Raw genomic sequence first — 26,139 nt, forward strand, 5'->3', positions numbered from 1 at the left:
CGGCGAAAGCGACTAGTTCTCACTGCTCTCCGGCAGAGCGGCCGGCTGCTCCGCCGGCTCTGCTGCCGGAGGATCGGCTGGAGGGACCACAGCAGGTTCGGCGGCAGGTCCAGCCGCTGGGGGCGCAGCCGACTCTGCTGCCGGAGGTGCGGGTGCCGGCTGCGGAGCGTCCGCAGTCTTCGGATCAGGTTCGCGTGACTGGCATTTCACAATCGGAATCGGATCGTACTTGACCGTTCGAGTCTCTCGCGAGATCTCTTTGCCCGACGCAATATCGGTGATCACCCTGGTATTGCTCGCAGTGAATCCCGGTCCACCGCCAGAGGGAACGCACTGATCACCGGCAGGGAGCGTGACCGTGTTGGGAGATGTCGGGTTGGTCCGCGGCCCGGTACTGGACTCGACCTCCACTGTCTTCGTTCCCCAAAGTCGAACCGTCACATCCGAACCCGTACCGAACGACTCGATGACGATGCCAGTCTTGCTCGGGTTGGTGAACTTCAGGTCGATGGCGCCCTCGAACACCGTCGCCTCGCGGGCCTCGGGATACCTGCTGATGTAGTAACTGTGCTCGGTGTGCCCAGCATCTTCCATTCCGCCGAAGTACGACGCGTTGTACAGCGTCGTCGCGAACTGACTGATGCCGCCGCCGACTGCCCGGTCCGGTCTCCCGTTGTCGATGATCCCCGACTCGACGAAACCCTGCGCCGTTCCGCGTGGTCCGGTGTACCCGTTGAGCGAGAACGTATCTCCTGGCTTCACCAATGCGCCGTTGACGATATCGGCGGTGAGTCCGATATTGACTCCGGACGCGTACTCGAATCCGCCTGTGGTGTATTCGGCGACAACTTCCTTGATGCCGAGTGCTTGCGCGCCTTCGGTTGTCAGTGCCGGTGGCGCGGGTGCGTACACGGCCGCGGTGGTTCGGGCGTCCGAGGAGGCCAGCAAAGTCGGCAACTGCTCGAGCGTCACCGGCCACTGCACCATGTCGCCGACGACACCAGGCACGATGGTCGGCGCGCCTGAGCCCAGAACGAACGACGCGTCCTTTGCGACTGTCTCGGTAGCGGCCAACTGTGGCGCGAGAATACGAATCGCTGCGTCGTTGTCGTACCGCGCCGCGAGTGACCCGTCCTCTCCCGGTTCGAAGGACACGACCTGGCCGACGACCTCCGGGGTCAGCACCGCGGCTGCAGCGTTCTTGCCGGTGAACACCACCGGCGCGGACACCGCAGGCTCGGCGATCTCGGTGAGCACACGATCGACCTCGTCCTGGTGCACCGTCACGTCAGCGGTCTCGACGGGTACCGCGACATCCCCGAAAGCCCATCGCTTCTGCATTGCCTCGCGCGCGCCGGCGACGTCGAGCGCCAGGCCGGGAGCGGGTGCCACACCCACTGCGGTCGCACCCTCGAAGACGATGTCGCCTTCCACCGGAGCGCGGTCGGTCTGCGCACGAATCGACTCGACGGTCGCATCGAGCGCGGCAACATCGACCGTCGACTGCACGCCGATCTCGCGATGACCGAAGAACGAACTCACCCGAGTGAAAGGATTGATCGGCTGCGACCCCGCGCGATCGAGCGTCGCATTCCAATCGACACCGAGCCCTGCGGCGGCCGGCACGAACTCGAGGTCCAGATCTCCGGCCTCGACAACAACGGGCTGTTCGACGCGTGCGCCGAGCTCCGAACGTAGCTTCGCCTCGGCGTCCTCGTGCGAGAGACTTCCGACGTCGACTCCGGCAACGGTGACCCCGCGCGGAACTGCGCCGCTGGAGGACAACCAGTCCGCGGTGTAGAACACAGCCAAGATCGCCACCGCAGCGCCCGCCAAGACTGCAGCCTTCACCCACGGAGGCTTCTCATCCGAGCCGACCGGTCCACCACCGGCAGGGTCGGGCGCTGCCGAACTTTCGTCGGGAGAAGCGATAGGCGGATCAGGTGGTCCCGGGGCGGCAGCAGGCTCTGCAGGCCTCGGAGGGACCGCCGAATAAGCTTCAGTGGCCGGCTCTTCATCCTGCGAAGGCCGGCTCGAAGAAGTCCGCTCGGGAGGTACAACGTTCTCGGGAGGTACAACGTTCTCGGGAGGTACAACGTTCTCGGGAGGTACAACGGTGATGGCCTCGGTGACCGCGTCGTACGGCAGTACCTCTTCGGGCTGCGTGTCCTCTACCGAATCTTCAGGGACCGGACCTTCAGGGGCCGGAGGCTCCTGTCCCTTGCGCGGTTCTGTGCCGTCTCCACCGATGCTCACGTTCAAGCCCTCCCACAACCCCCACCGATTTCGATCGAATGTCGTGCCCGAGCTTACGCATCCGCTATCGACGCGGAGATGTCGAGCCACCTCGATCGAGATGTAGGTGGCTCCGCACCGCTGCCGGGTCGGGGGTCGGGCAGCAGTACGGAGCCACTACGACTATCGGCGATCTTTGTGAAGCGTTACAACGGAGCTTGGAAAAGCTTTGTGTTCATTCAGTTGAATGAACGGGGGGTTCTCACCTGTGCCCGGGGTCCACTGCCCGCGCCCAGTGCCCGGTCTTCACCAATGCCAACGTCAACAGCAGCCGGTTCTGAGGATCGGAGAGAACACGACCGGTCAGCTCCTCGATCTGCCGTATTCGATAGATCACGGTGTTCCGATGACAGAAGAGCACCTTCGCGGCGTTCGTCGGTGACCCATCGCTGGCGAGAACGTGCGCGAGAGTGCCGAGCAGCGTGTCACGCTGCGGCTCCGGGTGTGTCGACAACGACCCGAGCGCGTGACGCACGAGCAGTTCCGAGCATTGGTCGTCGGCCGCCATGATCACGCGTGGGAGCCGATCGGTAGCCAGGGCGACCCCCACCTCCCCGTCCTCGACGGTCTCGGCTGTCAGTGTTGCAAGCCGATACGCAGCTGCGAACGACGACAACCCGTCGGGCGAGTGCGCGACCCCCACCTTCCCTGCCACCCGCGGCACCAACGCCTCGACGACGCCGGACAGCGCCCCCCGTGTCAACGCGACCAACGCGAACTGATGACCGTCGCGGATGTTCCAGTGCGACACCGCACCGATTTGGTCGAGCGCGTCCTCGGGCGCCGGCAACGGCGACTCGCCTTGATCGTCGAGCACTCCGACGACGCATGCGATTGTTTGCGAAGCGGACAATCCGAGAGTTGCCCTGGCTTCGAGGACGAATGCCGGATCGCCTCCACGACCACTGCGGAGGCCGTCGAGAATTGCGAGCACATTGGCGATGTCGCGCTGCTGCATCCGCGCGCTTTCGCGTCGATACGCCTGGACGAGTGTTTCGTACTGCCCATCGAGGGCCCGCCAGAGCTGTTGCCCGGCAAGGAGAAGCAGCCTTTCGTCGATCACCAACCGATACTGATCCCGCTCGATCATCAACTCTTCCCACAATGTCCTACTGCCGAGCGTGTACGCCTTGAGGACCAGTTCCATCGGTATCCCCTGACGCGCCCGTTCTCGGCCGGTCCGACGCCACACTTCACGGGTCGTGTCCGAGACCTCGCGGGGTCTCGACATCGTGAGCAGACCCTGCCGGACGTGTTCGCGGGTGCTGCGTCGAATCTCGGCGGCAATGTCCGGTGCACTGGACGCCAGGTAGGCAGGCTCCTGCTCTATCAATGCCAGCGTGATCGAATCCGCGATCGAATCCGCCCGACGCAGCAACGTCGACCATGCTTGCTGGATCGTCGCCTGATCCGAGGCACTGAGTTTGCGGCGCGCGGACTGGCCCGAACTGCTCCTCGCCGCCGGTCCGCTCACAGGCACAGCTTTGCGCACTTCGCCTAGACATGTGGGCGAATTGACCGGTGATCGTGTCCTCGGACCCAAACATTTTGTGCACTGCGTCCATATCGCGCGTTGTGCAGAGCGTCCATAGTGAACCCACAACCGATTGTGAGGTACATCACTTGACTGCAAGTTCAGCACCCCAACCAGTGTTCGATATGAAATCCATCGATGTCACATTCGGTGGCATCGTGGCCCTGTCCGACGTCAGCCTCGACGTCAGGCCAGGAGAGGTCCTCGGGGTGATCGGCCCGAACGGAGCAGGAAAGACGACCCTGTTCAACGTCGCGTGCGGACTTGTCCGACCACAGGCCGGCACCATCACCCGCAACGGGAAGCCGCTCACGCGCCTCACCCCCCACCAACTGCCCGGATTGGGGATGAGCCGGACCCTCCAAGGGCTCGGACTCTTCGACCGGATGACGGTTCTCGACAACGTCATGATCGGCGCCGACCGCACCGCCCGCGCTGGATTTCTCTCCGGCATCCTCGGCCTACCCCGAAGCTCGCGCGACGATGCCGCTGTGCGCGCCACCGCCATGTCCACGCTGGAAGAACTGCGTATCGACTCCTACGCTCACCGATTTCCCCCGAGCCTGCCCTACGCGGTGCGGAAACGGGTTGCTCTGGCCCGCGCTCTGGTCAGCACACCGTCCCTTCTCCTCCTCGACGAGCCCGCATCGGGCCTGTCCTCGGACGAAATGGACGAACTCGCAACACTCATCCGCTCACTTGCAGGCGGAGAATTCTCGAGCACTTCGATCATGCTCGTCGAACATCACATGGATCTCGTCATGAGCGTCTGTGACCGAATCGTCGTACTCGACTTCGGCAAGGTCATCGCGCAGGGCACCCCCGAAGACGTACGCGAAGACCCGGCCGTCCTCGCCGCGTATCTGGGAAACGAAGTGACACATGGCAACTGACACACTCCAGTTGGAAATCACCGATCTCACCGTGCACTACGGTCCGGTCAAGGCCCTCGATTCGGTATCGATGTCCATCCGCGCAGGCGCCGTCACCGCCGTCCTCGGCGCGAACGGTGCAGGCAAGACGACTCTGCTCAGAGCCATCTCAGGTCTGCTGCATCCCACCTCGGGAAGTATCACGATGGCGGGCGCAGAACTCGTCGGGGTTGCACCGGATCGCATGTCACGCAAGGGACTCGCCCACGTTCCCGAGGGTCGCGGGGTCATCGCCGAGCTGACCGTGGAGGAGAACCTCCGTCTCGGCGCAATGGGCCGCAACAAAAGCCACGACGCGGTCACTCTGGATCGGATCTACACGATGTTCCCGCCGCTCGACACGAGGCGATCTTTGTCCGCACACACGTTGTCCGGCGGTGAACGTCAGATGCTCGTCATCGGCCGAGCACTCATGGCGACCCCGACGGTTCTACTACTCGACGAACCCTCGCTGGGTCTCGCACCGAAAGTGATCGCCCAAATTTTCGAGACCCTGCGAATGCTCGTCGAAACCGAGTCCATGACAGTGGTTCTCGTAGAGCAGAACGCACGCAGCGCCCTCTCGATCGCCGAGCATGCCGTCGTACTCGACCTCGGCACGGTCGCCGTCGAAGGGCCCGCCGACACCCTGGCCGACGACGACGCTCTCCGCCACGCCTACCTCGGATTCTGACGAGCCGAAAGGAACCCCACCGACGTGCAGCAACTGCTCACCATCCTCCTGAACGGGGTGACGACCGGCATGATCTATGCCGCGTTCGCTCTTGCCCTGGTTCTCATCTGGCGCTCGACGCGCATCGTGAACTTCGCGCAGGCGCCCATGGCCATGATCACCACCTACGTCGCTCTCGTCGTCATCGACGCCGGCTACTCGTACTGGATCGGATTCGGCGTCGCGCTCCTCAGCGGGCTGATACTGGGCGCATTGATCGAACGCCTGGTCATTCGGTTCGTCGACACGACTTCGCACATCAATCCGATCATTCTCACGCTCGGACTGTTCATCATCATCCACGCAACGGCAGCCATCGTTTTCGGCAACCAATTCCGTTCTTTTCCAGCACCTTTCGGGCTCTCGGGGCGAACGATCGGTGACCTGAACATCGCGCTCACCGGATACGACATCTTCAAGATCGTCGCCGTGCTGGTCGTACTCGGACTACTCGTACTGCTGTTCCGCTTCACCGATCTCGGCCTCAAGATGCGTGCGAGCGCCTTCGAGCAGGAAGTGGCCAAACTACTCGGCGTCCGCGTCAGCAGAATGCTCACCCTCGGCTGGGCGCTCGCCGCCGTCGTAGGCTCGCTGGCCGGCCTGCTCATCGCCGGTGGATCACTGGTCCACCCCGGGTACATGGATTCCATCGTCGTATTCGGCTTCGTTGCAGCCGTTCTCGGCGGACTGGACTCCCCCGGTGGAGCCGTTGTCGGCGGCCTCATGATGGGAATCGGCCTCAGCCTCGTCAGCGGTTATCTCGGCCAAGACCTCGTATCCGCTGCAGCGCTGGTGATATTGATCGTCGTCCTGCTGTTGAAGCCGAGCGGACTGTTCGCTCACGCCACGGCAAGAAGGGTTTGACATGAGCGCACCCGTGAAAGATCGACCCACCCCTGCGCCGACGCCGAAACCGCCATTGTGGACCCGAGTGATATCGACCCCGGTTCGTCGTCACATACTCTGTGCCGTACTCGCTCTCGTGGTGATCGTGCTCGTGTTGGAAAGCATCAGCACCTTCCGGCAGAGCCAACTGACCTCGGTGGCATACCTCGCCATTGCTGCAGGCGGCCTCACCATCCTGACCGGCATCAACGGCCAACTCTCCCTGGGCCACGGCGCATTCATGGCCGTCGGCGCGTACACGGCCGCGCTGATGTTGCGGGCCCAGGACTCCGGATGGAGCGTCCCGCTGGTCTTGCTCGTCGCAACGGTAGTGACCTCCATCGTCGGAGTCATCGTCGGCATCGCGGCCGCACGCCTGCACGGCCCCTATCTGGCTGGAGCGACACTTGCGCTCGCCGTCGCAGTTCCCGGCCTCGCCCTGTACTTCTCCGAATACCTCGGCGGCGAACAAGGTCTGGTGGTGCCGGTGCCGAAGGTACCCGCGCTGCTCGACAACGCGATGTTCTTCCTCACCGGAAACGAGCTCAGCGGAACGAAATTCGTGTCCTACGTCAGCTGGGTACTGCTCGTGGTCGTCTTCGTACTGTTGGCCAATGTCGCTTCGAGCCGCACCGGGCGACGCTGGCGGGCGGTACGGGACGACGAAGTCGCCGCCGAACTCGCAGGCATAAACCTGGGCCGCGCCCGAATCCTCGCCTTCGTCGTCAGCGCAGCCTGCGCAGGCGCCGCCGGAGCCGTGCTGGCAATGGCGTCGAGAATCGCAGCACCGAGCGGGTTCACGCTGACGCTGTCCTTGACACTGCTCTCCGCCGTCGTGATCGGTGGGCTCGGATCGCTGTCCGGCGCCCTCATCGGCGCCCTACTCCTGACCTACATACCACCGGTGGTCACCAACCTCGGTCTCGATGCCGGCCTCAGCAGCCTGCAGTCTGCAGAACTCGCACCGCTCGTGACCGGGGTCTTCACCGTCCTGGTCATCCTGTTCGCGCCATCCGGGCTGATGGGCATCATCCGCAACCGGCGTCTGAAAAGAAAAGGGGAGAAATGAAAAGATCCACAACGCTGGCGGTGCGCGTCACCGCCGTCGCGGCCGTCGTGTCCTTGGCTGCATCGTGTGGTGCAGGCGGACGTGACGAGACCACCGAGACCACCGAGGGATCGACGGTCGGAATCTCCGACACTTCGGTGAAGATCGGTGCCCACTTTCCGTTGACCGGTGTCGCAGCCCCGGGATACAGCGAAATCCCTACCGGTGCAAAGGCTTACTTCGACTATGTCAACGCCGCCGGCGGCGTGAACGGACGCCAGATCGAGTACGTGGTGCGCGACGACTCGTACGATCCGACCACCACCACACAAGTAGTCAACGAACTGGTACTCCAGGACGAAGTGTTCGCCGTCGTCGGTGGACTGGGCACCGCAACGCACAGCGCGGTCATCGACTTCCTCAACGAGGAGGGCGTACCCGACCTCTTCGTATCCTCGGGCGCCATCATGTGGGGCAACGATCCCGAGAAATACCCGAACACCTTCGGTTGGCAGCCCGACTATCAGGTCGAGGGCAAGATCATCGGCGACTGGGTCGCGAAAAACCGCCCCGATGCCAAGATCGGACTGTTCCTGCAGGACGACGACCTCGGCCGAGACAGCGAGGAAGCCGTCCGGCAGTACCTGGACGATCAGATAGTCGAGGTCGTTCGCTACACCTCCGGCAACACCGACGTCGCCCCACAGATCGCGGCATTGCAAGGCGCAGGCGCCGATCTGATTCTCGGCTTCAACGTGCCGTCGTACACCGCGTTGAGCCAGCTCACCTCGATGCGGCTCAACTACACCCCCGAGTGGTTCTACAGCTCCATCGGCTCCGACGTCGATCTCGTCGGATCACTGCTCGGACGTTTCTCGCAAGGCGCCGTCACCGACGGCAGCCAGTCCCTCGAAGGCATACTCTCACTCGAATACATCCCCGGCATCGACTCGAAGGACAACGAGTGGACGAAGCTGTGGAACAAAGTGTGGGCCGAGAACGGAACCGGCGAACCACTGACCAACTATCGGGTCTACGGCCTGAGCCAGGCCTACGCCTTCGTCACCGCACTGCAGGCAGCCGGAGAAAACCCGACACGCGAAGGCATCGTCGACGCAATCCAATCCGGCGGAATGGATTTCGAAGGACCACAACTCGCACCGTTCCGCTACTCAGAGGACAGTCATCTCGGAATCTCGGGCGCAAGCATTTATCAGATAAAGAACGGTGTTCCCGACTACCTGACACCGGTCATGCAGACGGACATCGGTGACTCACCCGTCGTCGAGTACGAGGGCGAAGAGTCGACACCACCGGAAAGTGGAATTCCGGAGTAGTACTTTCTCACGCCTTGCTATAACAATCGGCAGATCCGTCAACCCCTCGTGTGACGGATCTGCCGATCGTTCCCCCGATGATCGAGTGCTTGTTCAGCGCTCGATGATTGCGGTGACGCCTTGGCCACCGGCCGCACAGATGGAGATCAAGCCACGGCCCGAACCCTTCTCCGCGAGCATCTTGGCCAGCGAGGCGACGATACGACCACCGGTAGCAGCGAATGGGTGACCCGCCGCGAGCGAGGAACCGTTGACGTTGAGCTTGCTACGGTCGATCGAACCGAGCGCACCGTCCAAGCCGAGACGCTCCTTGCAATACTCCTCGCTCTCGAACGCCTGCAGCGTCGCGAGCACGACGGATGCGAACGCCTCGTGAATCTCGTAGTAATCGAAGTCCTGAAGTGTAAGCCCATTACGGGCCAGTAGGCGCGGAATTGCGTACGTCGGTGCCATCAACAAGCCATCGGTGTACGAACCGTTGCCGTGGATGTAGTCCACAGCGGCAGTTTCCGAATCCACCAGGTGCGCGAGAACCGGCAAGTTACGCTCGGCGGCCCACTCGTCTGTCGACAGCAAAGCCGCGGAAGCCCCATCGGTGAGAGGCGTCGAGTTGCCGGCCGTCATGGTCGCGTCGCCCAGCTTGGTCCCGAAGACCGGCTTCAGCGTCGAGAGCTTCTCCACGGTCGATCCCGGCCGCAGGTTGTCATCGCGGGTGAGGCCGAGGAACGGCGTCACCAGGTCGTCGAAGAAGCCACGGTCGTAGGCGGCAGCCATGTTCTGGTGGCTCGCGGCAGCCAGTTCGTCCTGGTCCTCGCGGCGGATGCCGAACTCTTTCGCCGTGATTGCCGCATGGTCGCCCATGGACATGCCGGTACGCGGCTCTCCGTTGCGTGGAATCTCGATCCCCAGCATGGACGGTCGAACATTGCCGAGCAGTTTGAGTCGATCGGTGGCCGACTTCGCGCGGTTGAGCGAAAGCAAGAACTCGCGCAGGTCGTCGCCGACTGCGATGGGTGCATCAGAAGTGGTGTCGACACCGCCGCCGATACCGGAATCGATGCGCCCGGCCGCGATGGCATCACCGACGGCCACGACGGTCTGCAGACCCGTCCCGCATGCCTGCTGCAGGTCGTAGGCGGGGGTATACGGACTCAACGCGCTACCGAGAACGGTTTCGCGGGTGAGATTGAAATCCCGGCTGTGCTTGAGTACCGCGCCCGCAGCGACGAGACCGAGACACTCCCCTTGCAGATTGAACCTGCTGACCAGGCCGTCGATAGTTGCGGTGAGCATGTCCTGGTTGGACGCGCGCGCATACTTCTTGTCCGAGCGAGCGAACGGAATGCGGTTACCACCCACGATTGCGACCGGTCGTAGTTGCTTGCTTGTCACTTGGGGTCTCCCAACATCCGGTAAGAAAAAGGCCTTGGTGGAGTTTCATCTTACTGACGAGTAAGTTGGTTGTCGACACCCGGTCGTGCGCTTCGCGCCCGTGCGTGCGCCCACCATCGAGCGTGCACGCGGGACTACGAAGACGCCAAGTGAAAGGTAGGACAAGTGGCAGCCACCAAGGGAGCCCCAGACCTCTACTCAACGTTCTTGGCGTCCGCGCCTGGAGCATTCATCGCCAAGCAGGCAGGTCTGCCGCAGCCCGAAAAGCTGCGTCGGTACAAGGCAGGCGAACCGCCCCTGGCAGGACCCGTCCTCATCGGCGGCAACGGCCGACTCGTCGAGCCACTGCGCGAACTCCTCTCCGACTACCCGCAGTCACAGGTGAACGACGCCAAGTACGGCGCACTGGTCTTCGACGCCACCGGCATCGGCAACGTCGCCGAGCTCGAGCAGCTCTTCCAGTTCTTCCAGCCCGTCATCCGCAACCTCGCGCCCTCCGCACGCGTCGTAGTCATCGGTACGACACCGGACAAGACGGCAAACGTCGACGAGCACATCGCCCAGCGCGCCCTCGAAGGCTTCACCCGCAGCGTCGGCAAAGAGGTCAAACGCGGCGCGACGGCTCAGCTGGTCTACATCTCCCCCGACGCATCGACCGGGCTTTCCGGACTCGAATCCACCCTGCGCTTCCTGCTGTCCGCCAAGTCGGCCTTCGTCGACGGCCAGGTCATCGTCGTCGGCGACGCCGATTCCACCGCACCCGCATCCTGGGACAAGCCGCTGGCCGGCAAGGTCGCAGTAGTCACCGGCGCGGCACGCGGCATCGGTGCCACCATCGCCGAGGTGCTGGCGCGCGACGGCGCACACGTCATCGCAGCAGACATCCCCGCCGCCGGTGAGGCATTGTCCGAGACCGCCAACAAGGTCGGCGGCACCTCGCTGGCACTCGACGTCACCGCACCCGACGCCGCCGAGGTGCTCGCCAAGCACCTCCTCGAGCGTCACGGCGGCGCCGACATCATCGTTCACAACGCCGGCATCACCCGCGACAAGACGCTCGCCAACATGGACGAGAGTCGCTGGAACTCTGTCATCGGCGTGAACCTGGCTGCGCCACAGCGCATCACCGATCACCTGGTGAAGGTCGGCGCACTCAAGGAAGGCGGACGCGTTATCGACGTGTCCTCCATCGCAGGCATCGCTGGTAACCGCGGCCAGACCAACTACGGCACGTCCAAGGCAGGCGTCATCGGCCTCGTCCAGGCTTCGGCCCCCGTTCTCGCCGCCAAGTCGATCACCATCAATGCCGTCGCACCCGGATTCATCGAGACCGCGATGACCGCCGCCATTCCCTTCGCCACCCGCGAGGCCGGGCGACGCATGAGCTCGCTCATGCAGGGCGGGCAGACCGTCGACGTCGCAGAACTGGTGTCGTACTTCGCTTCTCCCGCGTCGAACGCCGTCACTGGGCAGATCGTCCGCGTCTGCGGTCAGAGCCTCCTCGGCGCATGAGCGTCGTCGAGCTCTCGGAGCAGCCCAAGATTTCGGAAATCTACACCGCGGCCGCACGTGGTGCGCTGCCGTTCCTCGGGTCGAAGTCGTCTTCGGTGCCGTCCACCCAGTTCGAGCTCCGTGGACTGAGGGTCGATCCCGACAATCTCGCCGGTTACTGCAAGGCCACCGGTTTACGCTTCGGTGACATCCTGCCCATCACGTATCCGTTCACGCTCGTCTTCCCGACGGTCATGAAATTGATGGTGTCCAAGGGCTTTCCGTTCGCGGCGATCGGTTCTGTGCATGCGGAGAACGTGATCGAGTCGTTCCGGCCGATCTCCGTCTCGGAGCCACTGGACGTTCGAGTGCACGCGGAGAACCTGCGCGAGCACCGCAAGGGTCTGCTGGTCGATCTGATCAGCGAAGTAAGCGTCGGTCGCGAACTCGTCTGGAGGCAGACCTCGAGCTTCCTGAGCTTGCAGAAGACCTCACTGTCCGGCGAACTCCGCGAAGCCCCGCCTGCCGACGAGGTACCACCGCCCCCGACGCGGACCCTTCGAGTCGATCAGAAGACGATCAGCAAGTATGCGTCGATATCGGGTGATCGCAATCCGATCCACGTATCCACGCTCGGCGCAAAGGCATTCGGCTTTCCGAAGACCATCGCGCATGGAATGTGGAGCGCGGCTGCAGCATTGCAGATCATCGAGGGCCGAATTCCCGAGAACGTCACCTACAGCGTGCGATTCGGCAAGCCGATCGTGCTGCCTGCAACCGTGAACCTGTATGCCGAGTCCGTCGGTACAGGCTGGGATCTGTCGTTACTGAACCCCAAGAAGGGGTACCCGCACCTCACCGCGACGCTGCGGTAGCCGAGTCAGCCCCTACGTGAGCCGAACGTAGGGGCTGTTTCGTGCACGAGCACAAGTCTTATGCGTTGGTTGCGGACTTCTTACCTGCCAGACCTCGCCACGCCAGGTTCTCGAGCAGATCGGCAGCCGCGTCGACCTCGATCTCACCGCCGGCGACACGATCGGCCACTGCCTCACCCGCGCCCACCAAAGCCACGGCCATCAGCGTGTAGTTCTGACCCTCGTCCGGATCCTTCGTGCTCATCTCCAGCAGACCCGCCGTCAGCTCGATGAGTCGATCGCGACTGGTCTGCACCTGCGAGGCGAAAGCAGTCTGACCGATCGCCTGCCGGTAGAGCACCATCCAGGACTTCCGGTGATCACCGACGAAACCGAGAAACCCGAGCAATGCGCGACGCAGTTGCTCGCGCGGTGTCAGCGTCGGATCTGCGGCCGGAGTCATCGCCTCGACGAATTTGACGCCTTCGCGATGGATACACGCGGCGAACAGTTCGTCTTTCGACCCGTAGTAGAGGTAGAGCATGGGCTTCGAAATCGATGCCCTCTTTGCAATCGCATCCATCGATGTTTCATGGAAGCCGTTTTCGGAGAACACATCCACTGCCGCATCGAGCATCTGCTGCTCACGGACGGCGCGGGGCAATCGCTTGGTGCCGCCAGCCATGTGTCCTCCAAACCAAGGTCGAAGCAGGGTCGAACAAACAAAGGTAGAACCACTGATCTTACTCCTCGGTAAGAATGGCTGCGTCGCTTCTGTCGTCAAGCTAGCAGGCGCCCTTGAACCGTGCGACTGTGGCTGCAGACGCGTCGACCTGCGGTGCAGGCAATCTTCCCGTGGCAACCGCATTCTCCAGATTGTCCAGAACCTGAGGCACGTCGTCAGTGGTCAGCCACAGCGCGATATCTGCGCCCGCGACCAGTGCCGCCTCGACGGCCGCCACGATACCGAGCCGGTCGGTGATCGCAGCCATGCCGGAAAGATCGTCGGTGAAAATCGGCCCGGTGAACGGGCTCGCACCGTAACCGACACCGTCGCGTAGCAGTGCCATCGCTGCGGGGCTGATACTTGCAGGCACACCAGGATCGGTCAGCCCCGGCACATCCAGATGGCCGACCATGATGCCGACGCCGGTCTGCGAGAGTGCCGTGTACGGAAGGAGATCGGACTGCCGCAGCTGATCGAGCGGAGGCGTCGTCACTTCGCCGGTGTGCGAATCGCCGGAACCGGACCCATGCCCGGGAAAGTGCTTGAGGACAGGCGAAACTCCGGCATCACGGAGGCCCTGAGCGTAAGCGCCCGCATACGCGATCACCTCGTTCGGATCGGAAGAATACGACCGATCTCCGATCACCGAGTCGTCCGGCTGACTACTGACATCGACCACCGGTGCGTAATCGACGGTGACGCCGAGGTCCTTCAGACCACGCCCCCGTTCGAGCGCCATGCGATAGGTCTCGTCCACCGACATCGCGCGGGCAGTCTCGCGTGCGGACGGATCGCTTCCCAACAGATCCTCGACCCGTGAGACTCGACCTCCTTCTTCGTCGATGGTCACCATCGGCGGCACGGCAGCGGCCGCAGCGATCCGGGGCACCTCGCGGTTCGCCAGCGTCTGCGAATCCGTCCAGCTACCGATGAAGATGCCGCCGACCTGTTCCGTCGCCACGATGTTCACCGCGTCGTCGGTACCGGTGACGCCGACCGTCAGTAGTTGCGCGAGACGCTGCCGCTCGGTCAAGGAGCCGACGAACGCCGCGCAAGGATCAAGCGGCGGCGGGGGCGCCGTAGCTTCCGTCGTGGCCTCCGCCGACGTCGCGGCCGACGTGACGGACGGTGCTGCTATGGGCTCCGGTTCCGCTGCGGTTCCGCAACCGGCGGTGAAACCGACACCCAGCACCAACACAGCGATGGGCACGGGCGAGCGGAACTTCATCATGGTTCTCAACGGTAGCCGAGGTGGCCGTAGCGCCGCGATCGGCGACCTCGACGCGATAGCCTTCGACCACAAGCTCACCAGGAGGAGACCGATGCCTGCAGATCTGATACTCATCGCCTACGACGGCTCGGACAACGCCAAACGAGCCATCGAGTACGCCGGCCGATTTCTGACGACGAAGCGTGCCATCGTCGTCACCGCGTGGGAGCCGATGGTTCGGCAAGCGGCGCGCATGTCCGGACTTTCCGGCGTCATGCAACCCGAGTGGGTCGCCGACGACGAAACCGAGGACGTGGCACTGACCGACGCAAAAGCGATCAACGACGAGGGCATTCGCCTTGCCGGTGAAGCCGGACTCGAAGTAGAGGGGCACTGCGCCGAATGCACGACGGCCATCTGGAGCGCCATCGTGGAGAAAGCCGACGATCTCGACGTGGACATCATCGTCACCGGAACCCGCGGCACCACGGGCCTTCGTTCGTTGCTCCAGAGTTCGGTGGCAGATCATGTGCTGCGCCACAGTCATCGGCCTGTCCTGATAGTTCCACCCGGCAAGTAACCACGTGTGCGTCCCAGCACCGTGGCCATCGGGTGATACCTTTAGCGGCGCACGGGGGAAAGTCGCCGTCATTGATGCCTGCCGACGAAAGTGGAGACCGAGATGAAGTTTGCTGTCCCGGGAATTGTTGCTGCAGTAGTCGGCGCTGTATTGGGCGCCGGTGTCGTGTTCGGGGTGACTGCGGCAGCATCGGACAACACTCGTCCCGAGATCGACCGCACCGGCAACGCCGACTCGTCGTTGCTCAATCAGGTTGAGTACGGCAGCCGCTGACACTGCTGGAACGATCTCGTCCGAGCGATTCGGACGTAAGTGGCTGCTCGGGGTCTCCGCTCTAGCGTTTCTCGTTTCGTTCCTGCAGATCCCCGGCTACACGGTCGCGGATACTAAGTACGATCTCTCCCAGAATCCGCTGGGATTTCTTGCGCGCGCCTCACACCAGTGGACGAGCCAAGCGTCCCTCGGTCAGGTGCAGAACCAGGCCTACGGATACTTCTTCCCACATGGCGCCTTCTTTGCGCTCGGTGACATTCTCGCGATTCCGCCGTGGATAACCCAGCGCATCTGGTGGGCGCTGCTGTTGATCGCCGGATTCTGGGGAATCATTCGATTGGCCGAAGCACTGGGAATCGGCTCTCGTAGCTCACGGCTCATCGCCGCATTCGCATTCGCTCTGTCCCCACGCGTCATCACCACTCTCGCCTCGATCTCGTCCGAGACGATGCCGATGATGCTGGCGCCGTGGGTATTGATTCCCGTGGTGCGCGCTTTCAGCCGAAGCGGCTCCGACGCAACACGATCGAACGGCCCGTGGGGCGGACCTCGAAGCCTTGCGGCGCAATCCGCATGTGCCGTCGCATCGATGGGTGCCGTCAACGCCGTCGCGACGGCCGCCGCCTGCCTCGTCGCGGTGATCTGGTTACTGTGCCACCGACCGAACCGGGCGTGGGCCGTATTCGCCGCCTGGTGGGTGGGCTTCGGTGTCCTCGCCACCCTCTGGTGGATCGTTCCGCTACTCCTTCTCGGGCGCGTGAGCCCACCATTCCTCGACTACATCGAATCCTCCGGAACCACGACGCAGTGGGCCTCGCTCGCCGAGATCCTCCGCGGTACCAGCAGTTGGACACCGTTCGTCTCCCCGGAGCGCGTGGCGGGCGCCATCCTGGTCACCCAACCGGCCGCGGTCATCGCGACCGGCGTCATCGCGGCTGCCGGAATGGCCGGCCTCGCGATGCGCACGATGCCGGCCCGTGGGCGCCTGACAGTGGTACTGCTGGTCGGCATAGTAGGGCTCACGGCCGGCTACGTCGGCGATCTGAGTTCCCCCTTCGCCGATAACGTGCGCCTGTTCCTCGACACCGCAGGCGCCCCACTGCGCAACGTGCACAAGCTCGAGCCCCTCATCCGAATACCGTTGGTGCTCGGGCTCGCTCATCTCCTCTCCAGGGTGCCCCTCCCCGGATCGGTACCTGCCGCCCGATGGCGACAGGCAATAGCCCATCCCGAACGCGACAAGATGGTGGCCGTCGCCGGGCTGGTGCTGGTCGGTTTGACCTTCTCCACCTCACTCGCCTGGACCGGCAAACTCGCGCCCCGCGGCGCCTACGAAGCCATCCCCGAATACTGGCACGACGCGGCCGACTGGCTCACCGACCACGCGTCGGGCTCCTCCCCCGACGGAGCGGACGCTCAGCGCGCCCTCGTCGTCCCCGGTGCACCGTTCGCCCTCCAGACGTGGGGCCTGACTCGCGACGAACCACTCCAAGCCCTTGCCACGACGCCATGGGCTGTGCGCGACGCAGTCCCGCTGACTCCGCCCGGAGCTATCCGCGCACTCGATTCCGTGCAGCGACTCATCGCGGACGGCCGTCCATCCGCCGGGCTTGCCGATACCCTTCTGGGCCAGGGGATCAGCTACGTGGTGGTGCGAAACGATCTCGATCCGGAGACGTCGCGCTCCACGCGGCCGGTGCAGGTCCACAGCGCTCTCGACGGCTCACCGGGCCTGACTCGTGTCGCCCAGTTCGGTGAGGACATCGCCCCGGGCACCGTGGACGGCATCACCATCGACGGTGATCTGCGGCCGCCGTACCCTGCCGTCGAAATTTACGAGGTCGAAAACCCAACCGCCATACCGGCATCCGGGCCGTACACGGTCGACTTGGATCGCGTTCCCTTCGTGCAGGGCGGGCCGGAGTCGATAGCGCGTCTGAACGAGCAGCGCCGAAACGGTGTGTCGGACCCTGTGCCCGCGGGACCTCTCATCCTGGCCTCGGACGCGGTGGCGGCTGGGATACCGGTGGACAAGGTCACGGTGACCGACACTCCGATGAATCGGGAGACCGACTACGGTCAGGTCGATTACCACAGCTCCGCGCTGCGTTCGAGCGAGGAACCACGAAGATCACTCAATGCCGTGCCCGACTATCCGGTGTACGGCGCCGCTACGGTCGACGGCGAGTGGGAGGGCGCTCGCATCACCGCATCGAGTTCGGCATCGGATTCGACGCAAATCGGCGGAACGGCCCCAGGCAGCGGCGTCGCGGCAGTCGTCGACGGCGATCTGGCGACGAGCTGGGTATCCAACGGCATCGAAAACGCACTGGGACAATGGCTTCAACTCGACTTCGACGCTCCGGTCAACCAAGGATTGCTGCATCTGCGCACCAGTCCGGGGACGATCGGGGATCCGGTCAAGTGGCTCGAGATCACCACTCCCAACGGCAGTACCGCGGCGCGAATCGACAAGCCCGGAGAGCCGCTGACGGTGTCACTGCCCGGTGGTTCGGCGCCGTGGGTGCGCATCACCGCCAAGTCGACGGTGGACGGCACCAGCGGAAGCCAGTTCGGGATCAGCGAACTCTCCGTCGATGACTACTCCAATCGTGATGCCCCGCAGCAGATATCGATCGTGCACCGTGCGGTACTTCCACCCGTCACTGCTGACGCCGACGTGCAGGGTTGGGAATTGAGCCAGGAGTTCCCCGGCCGTACCGGGTGCATCGACACCACGGATCGAATCCGCTGTAGCAGCGGATTGTCCCTGCCTCCCGAAGAACTCGGGCGCTTCTCCCGCACCCTGTCGGTTCCCATGGGCACTGCGGTATTGCCCGAGCTGACGCTGCGAACCAGGCAGAGCCCCGAACTCGAATCTCTCCTCTCGCAGCCCGGTCGTCCGGTGGCAAGCGCGGCCTCGGACGTCGGCGATCTGCACGGCTCGGCATTCGCCGTCACCGACGGTGACGACAGGACCTCGTGGACCGCGCCCACCAAGAGCATCGAGAAGCAAGCGGGTACGCAGCCCACCCTGACGGTGAACCTTCCCGAACCCACACTCGTCGACGGCCTCACCCTGGCCCCCAGCCTGGGTGATCTACCCGCACATCCGACGAGGGTCGCGGTGAACCTGGGTGATGGACCGATGGTCCGTGACATCGACGGCCCCACCACGGTCGAGCTGAGCCCGCGTGTGACAGACCGGATCGTCATCTCGATCGTCGACTGGGATGACGTGCTGGACAAGAACTCTCTCGGCTTCGTACTGCCGGCGCCGCCCGGTCTGGCCGAGGTGAAAGTACTGTCCGGTGGCAGGGTACTGGGCGGCGCACTCGATGAGAATCGGATAGTGACCGTCGGGTGTGACCGTGGCCCGATCATCTCGATCGCCGGACAGACCGTGCGCGCATCGGTGACCGCATCCGTCGATACCTTCCGATCGGGTGAACCGCTGAAGGCGGCGCTGTGCGAGGGGATATTCCCGGTGGAGACCGATGCCCTCAACCCGATTGCCCTCCCGGCGGGCGAGCAGGATGTCGTCGTGGATCCGGGCGCCGCATTCTTCGTCGACGGAATGCGATTGCGCACCATGCCCGTTCCCGCCACGAGCGCGACGAGTTCTTCACCCGTCAGCGCAGACACGACCGCCTGGACGTCGGACCATCGTGAAATCGAGGTATCGGGCCGCGACACCGATCAACTTCTAGTCGTACCGGAGAGCAACAATTCCGGTTGGCACGCAACATCTCCCGACGGTAGTGCGTTGGCACCGATCACCGTGAACGGTTGGCAGCAGGGATGGGTGATCCCGGCAGGTGTCGTCGGGACCGTCGTACTCGACTATCCGAGCAACACTTGGTACCGACTCGGCATCTTCGGCGGACTACTCCTGCTGATCCCGTTGGCATTGCTCGCCTTCCGCTCAGGCCCACGCCGGACTGGTCCGCCGCCGCGGCCCTGGAACCGGTCGATCGTAGGCGTGATCGCGCTCCTCGCCGCCGCGATCGTCATCGCCGGCATCACCGGAGCCGTCGTGGCCGTGGCCCTCTGGGTCGGCACCGTGGTACTCCAACGGCGGTACGGCACCACCGTCGCAGCTCGGGTGCTGGTGTCCACCGCGGGCATCGGTACGTCGATCGCCATGGCACTGCTTTCACGCGGGCCGTGGCGATCCCCGGAGGGTTATATCGGGCACGCCTATCTGGTGCAGTTCGCCGCCCTTGTCGCCGTACTCGCGCTCGCCGTGGCCGTCACTGCCGAGAACGACTGAACCGCCTGCGCATCGGATCCTCCACCAGCGCATAGCTCGCGGCCGCGACGGGAATCGACAAGGCCACCGTCACGCACAGGACGAGCCAGAAATGGCCCTGGAACGGCGCGACGCCGAAGACCGGGAACACCATGGCGAGCACCGCCAGATGCCAGATGAAGATGCCGTAGGACCATCGGCCCAACGCCAACATCACCGGATGCTCCAGCACGCGGTGGTGCCGGTGGTCGTCGGCGAGCACGAGTGGGGCCAACAGTGCGAATGCGAGTACCGAGCCGAGCACGATCTTGACTTCGTACTGCCACGGCTCGGGCCGAACGAGGCCCTGGGGTCCGGCGAGCGGCGTCGCGGACAATGCGAAGGCGAGCACAGCAATAGCACCGACGATGCGCCGGTGCGAGCACAGTCGGTGCACCCAGGTGATGGGTCCGACGGAAATCTCGGCGAGCACCATGCCCGCCGCGAACCACGGGATGTAACCGGGAAGCCAGTTGTCGTGATGGGTGTTCGGGGCTGCCACGATCGGCAGAAATGCCCAACTCAGACTGATCGCCGAGACCACGGCAAGCACCGGAATCCGAAGATGCGCCGCCGAACCCCTCAGTTTCACCATCGCGAAGGCAGCAAGCGGCAGCAGCAGATAGAACGCCACTTCTACCGACAGACTCCACATCTGCGTCATGCCCTCGGTCAACGTAAGAGGCACGAATACCTGCGTCAGCGACAAGTTGGCCAACCAGACGCGGTAGTCACCGCCTGCACCGGGGAGAAAGAGCAGCACGAGCACCACCACTACCCAGTACGCGGGCACGATACGAAGGACACGAGAGTGGAAATACCGGCCCGCAGACTGTGCACGACCGATCCCACGTGCCTGCGCGGCATGTGGACGCCACAGCAGGAATCCTGACAGGGCGAAGAATATGGCGACCGTGAGATCGAACCGGCCCCAGATACGCCCCATGACGGGCGAACTCGCAGCACCGGTCTGGAACGCCACGTGCGTGACGATGATGCCGATGGCCGCAAACGCGCGCATCCCCTCGAGCGAAGGGATGAACCCGCGCAGCGGCACGACGGCTCGCGAGAGGGTCTCGGTCGATGTGCTCATGATCGGACCAGTGAATCATTCCAGGTGACAAGAGCGCGAAAGTCGACCGTCATCGGGCGTGCCCGCGCCCGCAATGTCGCATCACTGTTACTCTCACCACCGACGTGGCGGTCCAATCGGACACTCCAGGTCGGGGGGAATTACGCACCTCGATCTGTCGGGGGTGGAAAATGGCACGCCGAGAAAACGACTAAGGAGATTCTCACATGGCGGAGCGCTCAGGGCCGAGCCGGATCGTTGCCCTTGTACTCATCGGTTTGGGCGCTTTCCTGTTGGTAGCGGCCATACTGATTCCGACGTACACGGTGTCACATCTGGAAAAGACGCCACTGGACCTAGAGGTCACCACGATCTCGACCGGAACTGGCAGCGTACTCAATTCTGCGTCACTGACAGCGGGTCGCGCCGTCGTCGACCAGAACGTTCCGTTGGTATCGCAGCGCTTCGTCACCGTCGAGGATCCTTCGGGCGCAGACGAGATCACGGTGCAGGCCGGACAGACTCTGATCCGCAGCGACAAGCAGGGCGAGAGCGGCCTGCTCACCGCGAGCGTCGACCGCGTGACACTCGACCGCGTCAGTTCGATGCCCGTCGAGAACCCGGTCGGCACCATCCAGCTGCAGTCCGACAAGCCTGCCGAGGAAGTGCCGCACACCGGCCTGCAGTACAAGTTCCCGTTCAACACCGAACAGAAGAGCTACCCGTACTTCGACGTCAATGCCCGTGAATCGAAGGACATCGACTTCGTCGAAGAGACCGAGATCAACGGCACCACGGTCTACAAGTTCGAGCAGCAGGTCGGCCCCGTCGACTTGTCGTCGGTAGTGAACCTCCCCACCAACAAGCTCACCCTGCCTGCCGCCACCTGGGGCGTCGAAGGTGGAGACGCACCGGTCACGATGACTCGCTGGTACGAGAACACCCGAACCCTGTACGTCGAGCCCGAAACCGGCGTTGTCGTCAAGGGCGGCGAGGATATTCACCAGTACTACTCGCGCACTGCAGGCACCGCCGAGGTCGAGGTTCTGAAGGCACCGATCGAGTTCGACGAGAACACCGTCGAATACCAGATCCAGCAGGCCAAGGACGGCATGGACCAGCTCTCGTTGGTCGGACGCACAGTCCCGATCGTTCTCGGCATCCTCGGTGTCATCGCACTGATCGCCGGCATCCTCCTCGGACTCCGTAACGGCGGACCGCGTCAGCCTGCACGCACCGGTGGGCCGCAGCACACCGACGGTGGCGGCGCCGCTCCCACCGAGCCCCGCAATCGTGACTGGACGACGGATCAGACCGAGGTCATCCCGCGCACCAACCTCTCGAAAGAGTAAAAGCTTTCACCGCAGTTGAGCGGAAGTACGGCCTCCCCGGCCGTACTTCCGCTCAACTTTTTTGTGTGCTCGTGCACGTGAAGTGCTCAAGCACGTGAAGTGCTCAGGGCGAATCCGCTGACCACCGCAGCACAGACGGCAGCAACCGACGCCGCGACGATGACGAACTGCAGCGGCGTCGCTGCGACGAAGAACAACAGCAACACTTCGACGGCCAAACCGATCCACGCAACGATGGCGAGCTGTGTCCTCTCACCGGCGATCGCCCACAACAGTCCGCTCTGCAGCAGCGCCAGACATGCACCCTGCAGCGCAAAGATCCAAAGGTAGCCCTGCACAGGCGCATAACCTTCACCGACGATCGACGGCAGCAGCGGCGCCGCCAGCGCAGAGCCGAGAACCAACACTGCCCCTATCGCAGCCACGACGGCCAATGCCGAGCGAACGGCTTTCGCAGATTCTGCTGGATTCGCCATCCGCGGATAGAGAACCACCCCCACGGCCTGCGGCAGCCAGAACGCAGCCTTGGTAGCCACTGCGCCGAGCGCATACAAACCCGCCTGCTCTGCACTCAACACCGCGGCCGCTATCACCAGATCGAGCGCAGAGAGACCGATGAGCGCCAACTGCACCTGCGATGCCCGCAGTACCGTGCCGACCGTCAGCGGGAGACGTACTGCATCGCCCGCTCGTGTCGCACTCGCGATCCTCGCCCCGACAGCGACCACTGCTGTCCCGACGGCGCTGGCGGCCAACACAATTCCGGGCCCACCACCCACTGCCAGCACAACGACGGCGGGGATCACCTTGCCGAACCCGGCGGCGGCAAGGACAGCACCGAGTCGGCCGAACTGTCCGGACCCTTGCAGCAGACCCTGTTCCGTCGCGAGCAGCACGAGCACCGGCGCCACGACGAGCGCTGACACCGTTGCCAGCATTCCGGTACCGAGCACGACGGCCACCACCGGTGCCAACACCAACGCGAGTATTGCGACCACCCCGGCACACCGGTAGCCGAGCTTTCGGAGTTCGGCGGTGCCACGTCCGTGCGCTACTTCACGAGCGACGACGGACTGCAATGCCAGCGCCGGGACAGCGAGAACGAGTTGAGCAGCAAGCAGACTCGCGAACTCGCCGTACCCCTCGACGCCGAGAAATCGACTGGCGGGCAGATGCAGAAGGTACGACGCAGCATTGGCCGTCATCGAACCAACCGTCACCAGCGTCATCCCGGTGAGCGCCGACGTACTTGCAGTGCGGTTCGGCATGGGAACACGGTATAGGGTGCCGAGAGTGTCGTGGACGCAGCGCAGTCGAACCGCGGCACCGGCCGTGTGGAGCTTCGTTCTGGCGATGATCGTCCTGGGCCCGCTCTGGGGGAACGGCTATCTACTCCTTCGCGACGCGGTCAGCACCCCTCGGTCCTACTTCACCGATTCCGCGCTCGGCACCACCGACGCTGCCGCCCGTGCGGTCCCCCAGGATGGTGTCGTCGCAGCGTTGTCCATCGCTTTCGACGGCGGACTCGTGGTCAAGACGATTCTCACACTGGCTCTGTGGTTGGCCGGTTGGGGTGCCGCGGTGATGGTCCGCCGGTTACTGCCGACCGTGACGACGCCTGCGTTGCTCACCGCCGCGACCCTGGCCATCTGGAATCCCTACGTAGCCGAGCGATTGCTGCAGGGGCACTGGAGTCTGCTCGTCGGCTATGCCGCGCTTCCGTGGACGGTGACCGCAGCGATGACGCTGCGTCGGACGGGACGGTGGCAAGGACTGGCAGTCTGCCTCGCCGCTGCAGGGCTCACGCCCACGGGAGCGATCCTTGCGGCCGTCACCGCCCTCGTCGTCGTTGCGCTGCCCTCCGGAGTGCAGTGCTCCCGGCGGGTACTGCTGACTGCCCTGCTTGCGTTGGCCGCCTCCTCGCCCTGGCTGGTGGCCACCGCAGTATCGGGTGGCGGAACCCTCGGAACCGACCCGGCAGGCGTCGGCGCCTTCGCCGCCCGGGCCGAACCCGGCCTCGGCACATTTGCCAGCCTGGCAGGCCTCGGCGGCATCTGGAACTCCGACGCAGTTCCCGCCACCCGCACGACGCACTTCGCTGTCCTCGGAACACTTCTGCTGCTTGCCGTCGTCGCACTCGGGTTGCGACCGCTGTGGCGTCGACGCAGAAACCCGATCTTCACCGCCCTCGCCGCCATGGCCGTCCTCGCCGTAGTCACGCCCGCGCTCGGTGCGACCGGAATCGGCCTCCGCGTCGGCGAGTGGGCAGCGCAGGATATCCCGGGTGCGGGCCTGCTGCGTGACAGTCAGAAATTTCTCGCACTTGCGATGCCCTTCTACGTGCTCGCCGCCGCCGCCGGAGTCACGTGGCTCGGAGCAAGAATGCGTATGCCGCGGGTCCCTGCCGTAGCAGCCATCGCAGCACTGCTGCTGGCGCTACCGGATCTGGCGTGGGGAGTATCGGGCCAGCTCGAACCCGTCGAATATCCGAAGTCGTGGAACGCCGTCGCCGAAGAACTCCAGGGTCGCGACGGGGATGTGGCGGTGCTGCCGGCAGGAATCTTCCGAATCTTCCCCTACAGCGGCGACGCGCCGGTCCTCGATCCCGCACCGCGAATGCTCCCGCTCGACGTCCTGCAGACCGGTGAACTGATCGTCGCAGGAGGGTCGGTTCGCGGCGAGGGCAGCCGCGCTTCCGCCGTCGAAAAGACGTTGCTCGACGGCGGATCGGCAGCCGAACTAACAGAGCTGGGCGTCGGCTGGGTCCTCGTCGAGCGCACGACACCCGGACCACTCGGCGAGTCGGCGGACACCCTGGACCAACTCGAACGCGTCTACGCCGACGACGAACTGGCGTTGTACAAAGTTCCGGGGGCAATCGGAATCACCGACGTCAGTCCAGCGTCGTACTGGATCGTCGTTGCCGCGCACCTGATGTGGGCCCTGTTACTGGTGGGCGGACTCTGCTGGGGCCTGCTGCGAAGATGACACGAGCCCGGAGACATGAGCGCCCGATACCGACGCCGCCAGCACACTCTCCACACCCTGCGCGCACTGCTCCCACGAGAACTCGAGCGCGCGCACCCGAGCTTTCTCGCCCAGGTCGGCGCGGACATCGGCGTCGAGCAGCAGTTCCCCGATGGCATCGGTGAGGGCGGGCACGTCACGGTCATGCCCTTCGGAACCGACCAGCACTCCGGTCACGCCGTCGATGATCGAATCGGTCAGGCCCTTCGAACTGCGGTAGCCGACGGTCGGGACGCCGTGCTGAGCAGCTTCGACGACGGCGAGGCCCCAGCCCTCCTTACGCGAGGGCATCACGTGCACCCAGGAGCGGCCGAGCAGTTCGTGTTTACGGTCTTCTTCGACGTGTCCGTGGAACGTGACAGCGTCTTCGATGCCGAGCTCACGCACACGCTCACGCAGGTTCTCTTCCCACCAGCCGCCACCGACGACGTCGAGATGCAGGTCCGGGAGCTGCCGTCGCAGGGTGGCCACGGCAGCGAGGGCATCCTCGATCTGCTTGTGCGGCACCAGCCGCGACAACACCGACAGCGACGGGTGTGAGGTTCTGGTGTGCGCCCCACCGACCGACGCTGCCGGGGACGCGCCGTTTCGAACCACGGCAACCCGGTCGCGGTCGACTCCGAGTGCAACGAGCTCATCCGCCGAAGGCAACGACACCGTCAAATACTGATTACGCCGATGAACGCGCGGTGAGACCGTGCTCTCGAGCCACCAACCGAACTTGGCCATCAACGGGCCTGCCACCGGCCACTGCTCCCGATGGCAATGGTGAACCAGCAACGTCACCGGCGCGCCCGCGACGAGACGCGAGAAGAAAGGAATGCCGTTCTGAGTATCGACTACAGCATCCGGGTTGATCCCGCGCAAAGGCCCGAACCCGAGCCTGCCTGCAGCGATCGCAACGAGAGCCCTCGGATACACGCTCAATCGGCCACCACCGCGGCTGATCTGGATACCGTCGACCGTCTCCTGCGCCGGAGCACCCGGATACGACGCCGTCCGCAGCGTCACCCGCACTCCGCGTCGCGCCAGTCCGGCACCGACCTGCTCGAGGTAGCGCTCGCTGCCGCCGCCCTGGGGATGGCCCGTATCGCGCCAACAGAGCAAGAGCACCTCGCGCACAGCTG

The 26,139-nt window shown here is 64.2% G+C and carries 20 protein-coding genes; 12 read left to right on the forward strand and 8 right to left on the reverse strand.

Translation table 11 applies throughout. From position 1 onward, the window contains the following. Window positions 1–12: 12 nt before the first annotated feature. Entirely contained in the window at window positions 13–2,256 is a 2,244-nt protein-coding gene (locus O1W68_RS03915) for a VanW family protein (protein ID WP_269301556.1), read from the reverse strand. A gap of 241 nt (window positions 2,257–2,497) precedes the next feature. Then, window positions 2,498–3,769 carry a PucR family transcriptional regulator gene (locus tag O1W68_RS03920; RefSeq protein ID WP_269301557.1) on the reverse strand — a complete coding sequence of 424 codons (1,272 nt, stop codon included), beginning with the start codon at window positions 3,767–3,769 and terminating at the stop codon, window positions 2,498–2,500. A gap of 185 nt (window positions 3,770–3,954) precedes the next feature. Here O1W68_RS03920 and O1W68_RS03925 point away from each other — a divergent pair, with 185 nt between their 5' ends. From O1W68_RS03925 to O1W68_RS03945, 5 genes are read left to right on the forward strand one after another with little or no spacing between them, the layout of a single operon-like run. Beyond that, window positions 3,955–4,722, forward strand: a complete 768-nt coding sequence (locus O1W68_RS03925; protein WP_269301558.1) for an ABC transporter ATP-binding protein — start codon at window positions 3,955–3,957, stop codon at window positions 4,720–4,722. Continuing rightward, window positions 4,712–5,434, forward strand: a complete 723-nt coding sequence (locus O1W68_RS03930; RefSeq protein ID WP_269301559.1) for an ABC transporter ATP-binding protein — start codon at window positions 4,712–4,714, stop codon at window positions 5,432–5,434. The genes O1W68_RS03925 and O1W68_RS03930 overlap by 11 nt, the downstream gene beginning before the upstream one ends. 24 nt (window positions 5,435–5,458) lie before the next feature. Beyond that, window positions 5,459–6,337, forward strand: coding sequence for a branched-chain amino acid ABC transporter permease (locus O1W68_RS03935; RefSeq protein WP_269301560.1), 879 nt, complete (start codon window positions 5,459–5,461; stop codon window positions 6,335–6,337). 1 nt (window position 6,338) lies between these two features. Then, window positions 6,339–7,427, forward strand: a complete 1,089-nt coding sequence (locus O1W68_RS03940; protein WP_269301561.1) for a branched-chain amino acid ABC transporter permease — start codon at window positions 6,339–6,341, stop codon at window positions 7,425–7,427. After that, window positions 7,424–8,743, forward strand: a complete 1,320-nt coding sequence (locus tag O1W68_RS03945; RefSeq protein WP_269301562.1) for an ABC transporter substrate-binding protein — start codon at window positions 7,424–7,426, stop codon at window positions 8,741–8,743. The genes O1W68_RS03940 and O1W68_RS03945 overlap by 4 nt, the downstream gene beginning before the upstream one ends. Window positions 8,744–8,836: 93 nt before the next feature. On the opposite strand, the gene O1W68_RS03950 is transcribed toward O1W68_RS03945, so the two are convergent. Further along, window positions 8,837–10,135: an acetyl-CoA C-acetyltransferase gene (locus tag O1W68_RS03950; protein WP_269301563.1), complete on the reverse strand. Its 1,299-nt coding sequence runs from the start codon at window positions 10,133–10,135 to the stop codon at window positions 8,837–8,839. A 165-nt stretch (window positions 10,136–10,300) separates the two neighbouring features. On the opposite strand from O1W68_RS03950, the gene O1W68_RS03955 reads away from it, so the two are divergent. Next, a complete protein-coding gene (locus O1W68_RS03955) occupies window positions 10,301–11,647 on the forward strand; it encodes a 3-oxoacyl-ACP reductase (protein ID WP_269301564.1) in 1,347 nt (448 codons plus the stop codon). Beyond that, on the forward strand, window positions 11,644–12,501 hold the full coding sequence (locus O1W68_RS03960) for a MaoC/PaaZ C-terminal domain-containing protein (RefSeq protein ID WP_269301565.1): 858 nt from the start codon (window positions 11,644–11,646) through the stop codon (window positions 12,499–12,501). The genes O1W68_RS03955 and O1W68_RS03960 overlap by 4 nt, the downstream gene beginning before the upstream one ends. A gap of 58 nt (window positions 12,502–12,559) precedes the next feature. Here the strand turns inward: O1W68_RS03960 and O1W68_RS03965 are convergent, their stop codons facing one another. Together O1W68_RS03965 and O1W68_RS03970 are read right to left on the reverse strand one after the other, a co-directional pair. Beyond that, window positions 12,560–13,165, reverse strand: coding sequence for a TetR/AcrR family transcriptional regulator (locus O1W68_RS03965; protein ID WP_269301566.1), 606 nt, complete (start codon window positions 13,163–13,165; stop codon window positions 12,560–12,562). A gap of 100 nt (window positions 13,166–13,265) precedes the next feature. Continuing rightward, window positions 13,266–14,435 (reverse strand): glycoside hydrolase family 3 N-terminal domain-containing protein, encoded by a 1,170-nt coding sequence (locus tag O1W68_RS03970; RefSeq protein ID WP_442972282.1) that lies wholly within the window; start codon window positions 14,433–14,435, stop codon window positions 13,266–13,268. Between the two features lie 94 nt (window positions 14,436–14,529). Between O1W68_RS03970 and O1W68_RS03975 the strand changes: the two genes are divergently transcribed. From O1W68_RS03975 to O1W68_RS03985, 3 genes are all read left to right on the forward strand, one after another. Beyond that, entirely contained in the window at window positions 14,530–14,997 is a 468-nt protein-coding gene (locus O1W68_RS03975; protein WP_269301787.1) for a universal stress protein, read from the forward strand. Window positions 14,998–15,099: 102 nt separating this feature from the next. Continuing rightward, window positions 15,100–15,270, forward strand: coding sequence for a DUF2613 domain-containing protein (locus tag O1W68_RS03980; RefSeq protein ID WP_084347479.1), 171 nt, complete (start codon window positions 15,100–15,102; stop codon window positions 15,268–15,270). After that, window positions 15,251–19,543 carry a DUF3367 domain-containing protein gene (locus tag O1W68_RS03985; protein WP_269301568.1) on the forward strand — a complete coding sequence of 1,431 codons (4,293 nt, stop codon included), beginning with the start codon at window positions 15,251–15,253 and terminating at the stop codon, window positions 19,541–19,543. The genes O1W68_RS03980 and O1W68_RS03985 overlap by 20 nt, the downstream gene beginning before the upstream one ends. On the opposite strand, the gene O1W68_RS03990 is transcribed toward O1W68_RS03985, so the two are convergent. Beyond that, window positions 19,524–20,654, reverse strand: coding sequence for an acyltransferase family protein (locus O1W68_RS03990; RefSeq protein ID WP_269301569.1), 1,131 nt, complete (start codon window positions 20,652–20,654; stop codon window positions 19,524–19,526). The two genes, O1W68_RS03985 and O1W68_RS03990, sit on opposite strands and share 20 nt — an antisense overlap. Before the next feature lie 206 nt (window positions 20,655–20,860). On the opposite strand from O1W68_RS03990, the gene O1W68_RS03995 reads away from it, so the two are divergent. After that, on the forward strand, window positions 20,861–21,985 hold the full coding sequence (locus tag O1W68_RS03995) for a DUF3068 domain-containing protein (RefSeq protein ID WP_269301570.1): 1,125 nt from the start codon (window positions 20,861–20,863) through the stop codon (window positions 21,983–21,985). An 86-nt stretch (window positions 21,986–22,071) separates the two neighbouring features. On the opposite strand, the gene O1W68_RS04000 is transcribed toward O1W68_RS03995, so the two are convergent. Further along, entirely contained in the window at window positions 22,072–23,253 is a 1,182-nt protein-coding gene (locus O1W68_RS04000; RefSeq protein ID WP_269301571.1) for a polysaccharide biosynthesis protein, read from the reverse strand. Between O1W68_RS04000 and O1W68_RS04005 the strand changes: the two genes are divergently transcribed. Continuing rightward, the gene (locus O1W68_RS04005; RefSeq protein WP_442972283.1) at window positions 23,252–24,973 is read left to right on the forward strand and encodes a hypothetical protein; all 1,722 of its coding nucleotides are present in this window, start codon (window positions 23,252–23,254) and stop codon (window positions 24,971–24,973) included. The genes O1W68_RS04000 and O1W68_RS04005 overlap by 2 nt on opposite strands. On the opposite strand, the gene O1W68_RS04010 is transcribed toward O1W68_RS04005, so the two are convergent. Then, the gene (locus O1W68_RS04010) at window positions 24,932–26,134 is read right to left on the reverse strand and encodes a glycosyltransferase family 4 protein (protein WP_269301788.1); all 1,203 of its coding nucleotides are present in this window, start codon (window positions 26,132–26,134) and stop codon (window positions 24,932–24,934) included. The genes O1W68_RS04005 and O1W68_RS04010 overlap by 42 nt on opposite strands. Window positions 26,135–26,139: the final 5 nt, after the last annotated feature.

It is taken from the genome of Rhodococcus sp. H36-A4, assembly GCF_027158005.1.
Taxonomy (GTDB): domain Bacteria; phylum Actinomycetota; class Actinomycetes; order Mycobacteriales; family Mycobacteriaceae; genus Rhodococcoides.

Coding starts and splice junctions, on each gene's coding strand:
- O1W68_RS03925 (WP_269301558.1), top strand. CDS start 3,955: ATGAAATCCATCGATGTCACATTCGGTGGCATCGTGGCCCTGTCCGAC.
- O1W68_RS03940 (WP_269301561.1), top strand. CDS start 6,339: ATGAGCGCACCCGTGAAAGATCGACCCACCCCTGCGCCGACGCCGAAA.
- O1W68_RS03970 (WP_442972282.1), bottom strand. CDS start 14,435: ATGAAGTTCCGCTCGCCCGTGCCCATCGCTGTGTTGGTGCTGGGTGTC.
- O1W68_RS03975 (WP_269301787.1), top strand. CDS start 14,530: ATGCCTGCAGATCTGATACTCATCGCCTACGACGGCTCGGACAACGCC.
- O1W68_RS04000 (WP_269301571.1), bottom strand. CDS start 23,253: ATGCCGAACCGCACTGCAAGTACGTCGGCGCTCACCGGGATGACGCTG.
- O1W68_RS03960 (WP_269301565.1), top strand. CDS start 11,644: ATGAGCGTCGTCGAGCTCTCGGAGCAGCCCAAGATTTCGGAAATCTAC.
- O1W68_RS03980 (WP_084347479.1), top strand. CDS start 15,100: ATGAAGTTTGCTGTCCCGGGAATTGTTGCTGCAGTAGTCGGCGCTGTA.
- O1W68_RS03990 (WP_269301569.1), bottom strand. CDS start 20,654: ATGAGCACATCGACCGAGACCCTCTCGCGAGCCGTCGTGCCGCTGCGC.
- O1W68_RS04005 (WP_442972283.1), top strand. CDS start 23,252: ATGGGAACACGGTATAGGGTGCCGAGAGTGTCGTGGACGCAGCGCAGT.
- O1W68_RS03965 (WP_269301566.1), bottom strand. CDS start 13,165: ATGGCTGGCGGCACCAAGCGATTGCCCCGCGCCGTCCGTGAGCAGCAG.
- O1W68_RS03995 (WP_269301570.1), top strand. CDS start 20,861: ATGGCGGAGCGCTCAGGGCCGAGCCGGATCGTTGCCCTTGTACTCATC.
- O1W68_RS03945 (WP_269301562.1), top strand. CDS start 7,424: ATGAAAAGATCCACAACGCTGGCGGTGCGCGTCACCGCCGTCGCGGCC.
- O1W68_RS03930 (WP_269301559.1), top strand. CDS start 4,712: ATGGCAACTGACACACTCCAGTTGGAAATCACCGATCTCACCGTGCAC.